At 48.3% G+C, this 2,633-nt stretch carries 4 protein-coding genes; all 4 read right to left on the bottom strand.

What is annotated here, in order from left to right; all coding sequences use genetic code 11:
- Positions 1-195, bottom strand: a 195-nt coding sequence (locus BN35_RS13980; protein ID WP_169337619.1) for a hypothetical protein, incomplete at its 3' end; no start/stop codon positions are given.
- Positions 196-199: 4 nt separating this feature from the next.
- Positions 200-823 (bottom strand): conjugative transposon protein TraK, encoded by a 624-nt coding sequence (gene traK / locus BN35_RS12540; RefSeq protein ID WP_025073281.1) that lies wholly within the window; start codon positions 821-823, stop codon positions 200-202.
- Between the two features lie 48 nt (positions 824-871).
- Entirely contained in the window at positions 872-1,909 is a 1,038-nt protein-coding gene (gene traJ, locus BN35_RS12535; RefSeq protein ID WP_044071604.1) for a conjugative transposon protein TraJ, read from the bottom strand.
- A gap of 36 nt (positions 1,910-1,945) precedes the next feature.
- Positions 1,946-2,575, bottom strand: a complete 630-nt coding sequence (locus BN35_RS12530) for a DUF4141 domain-containing protein (RefSeq protein ID WP_044071603.1) — start codon at positions 2,573-2,575, stop codon at positions 1,946-1,948.
- Between the last annotated feature and the right edge of the window lie 58 nt (positions 2,576-2,633).

Genomic DNA, 2,633 nt, shown 5'->3' with positions numbered 1-2,633 from the left:
GATGGGTAGTTTTTCCTTCTTTGGAGGAAGGAAAAACTGTGCTATCATCCAAAGCGAGCAGAGCAGATAGATGAAACTCAGCCCATAGACGATTTCCTTTCTCTGCTTTATCGTGAGCCTTTCACAACGATGGCGGAGCCACAGGTGAGAGCGCAGATATTGACGTGAGAGTAAAAAGTTTCTTTTCCTTGCCATAGCCTTATCGTTTATAAGTCTGTATGTCCCTGTTCTCCTTCACAAGGAAGTTCTCCATCAGGAAGCCTTGCGGGTTGTTGTCCGAACGGACAGAGTTCTGCAGCGTGCAGGTCGTAACAAGACTGCGCTCTGTAATATTACTCTGACGGACGATAAACTCCCGTGCATAGGTCGTTACCACATAAGGGTAAGTATTAAAGTTGCAGTGGATAGAGTCCACCTCTATGCGCTGATTGATATTACCCGATATGGCACGGTTATAATAGCCTTTCTCCGCCAAGTCCTTATAATAATTGAAAGCCGACTTGTCGCACAGCAGAAAAGCACGCTCCATATTCTTTTCAATGGCGTCCTTGTCGGGCGCAATGGTGAAGAAGAGCTCATGGAAACGACGCACGTGTTCTCTTGCCTCCACGGGACGGTTTCTACTTGCATCCTGACTGAGAGCCAGCATGAGCGACTTTCCTTGGTCGAGCACATAGATTTTCTCCCTCTGCTCCTTGGCGAAGCTGTACGAGGCATAGACAGCATAACCGCTTACTACCACACATACGATGGCAAAGATAAAGGCATACAGCCGTATCTGCCTGAATGAGGTCTCGATATTGTTAAGTGATTTGAATTCCATTTTTTCTCTTTTATACCTGTTGATTAATTAAGCATAGTTGCTCGATTTCTATTTTCCTTTGAGCAGTGCTCCCTTGATGCGTCCACCGACATTTCCCACAGCGGCGCCTGCGCCTGCCATGGCAGCCTTGCCTCCGGTATATGCACCTTGTGCGCCACGTTGTGCGGTCTGGTTAACATTACGACCGTAGGAACCAATACCGCCTCCGGCTTCGATAATCCAACCTGCCACAGTGGGTACACAGAAGTAGCCCACAATACCAATAAGGAAGAAGACGATATAGTACCACGTCCCTGAATCAGGCAGGTAGTTAGGGTCGCTGAGCGCCTCGATGTCCTTCTGCATCATGAGGACTTGTATCTTGGTGAGCAGTGCCGTAAGAATCGAACTCACAGGCAGCCACAGATAGACCGATATATAGCGTGAGAACCATGCCGTAAGTGATCCTGCAAGACCATCCCATACGGCTATGCCGAAGACTATCGGACCGAGAATGGAGAGGACAATCAGAATAAAGGTGCGAAGCGTGTCAATGATAAGCCCCGAAGCGTGGAACAGCAATTCCAAAAAGTCGTGTACCAATTTCATGACCCATTGCTTGGTCTGATAGGCGGCACGCTCGGCATACATCCCCGCAATTGTCACGGCATCTTCAGGTCCGATAATGCCCATTTCCTCTATCTTCTGGTCGAACTTTTCGTTGGAAACCAAATAAGCCGTCTCGGGATTCCTGAGGTAGGCTTCCTCCTGCAGCTTGTCTCGCTTGGCAGTAAGCTCGGCAAGGTTCCCCTCCTGCTGGTGTACCATCATCTCCGTTCCCTGCACTACGGGCGAGAGGACGGCATTCATCGTACCCAGTACGACTGTCGGGAAGAACATGATGCAAAAGCCCAAGACAAAGGGGCGCAGCAGTGGAAACACATCGATTGCCTCGGCACGGGCAATGGAAGCCCACACCCGAAGGGCAATATAAAAGAGTGCACCCAAGCCCGCAATGCCTTTGGCAATGCCTGTCATCTGGGCACAGAGCGGCATCATCTCGTCATAGGTTGAGCGGAGCAGCTCGTGTAAACTGGCAAAATCCATAAGCGAATTTGTTTAGATCTATGAATAAATCACAGATTACCAATATCTGCTTGTCGTATTGCCGTAGAGCGCCTTAACAGAGGCAAGGTCGTTCTTCTCACGAGCACGGACATAACTCACGGAGATATTCTTCCTTGTATAGTACGACACCAAGGAGCGGTACTCACGTAGTGTGGTATAGATACGGTCTATCTGCTGCATGCGCTCGTGGTCGTTCATGGAGAATACATTACTCTTGACGATGGACTTGAGTTCTTTCAGGCTCTCACCGCTCTGCTCGAGCAGCTTGGTGTAGCCCGAAGCCATTGCGGCGAGTTCTGTCGGGCGGAAGTTCTTGTCTGAGAGCATTTTCTTATATGAGGTAACATAAATCTCCGAGATGTCACCCACCATGAGAATACACTCCTTGACCTTATAGGCATCGCCAATAAGGTTATTCACTTTCTTCAAGGCATCGTAATACTTCTTGGTGTCGTTGTAGAGTTTCTCCACCTCCTTGAATCCGTCAAGGGTATTCTTTACTGTCTTCGAGGCGGTGGCAATCTCTTTGACCGTATTGGCAATATTGCCGGCAAAGTTACCCGGATCATAGACCGTCCACTGTGCGTGGGCTTTGGGAACTGAAAGGCTCAATCCTAAGAGAGCCATGAAAATGTACTTTTTCATTGTTGCTATAGTTTTGATGGTTTATTACTTATTTCTTTTTATTGCTTCTTTTCTCTAT

Origin of the sequence: Hoylesella timonensis 4401737 = DSM 22865 = JCM 15640 (assembly GCF_000455445.1) — a bacterium.
GTDB classification, from domain to species: domain Bacteria; phylum Bacteroidota; class Bacteroidia; order Bacteroidales; family Bacteroidaceae; genus Prevotella; species Prevotella timonensis.
The sequence above is the reverse complement of the archived record's forward strand: the minus strand, read 5'-3'. Positions and strand labels throughout refer to the sequence as shown.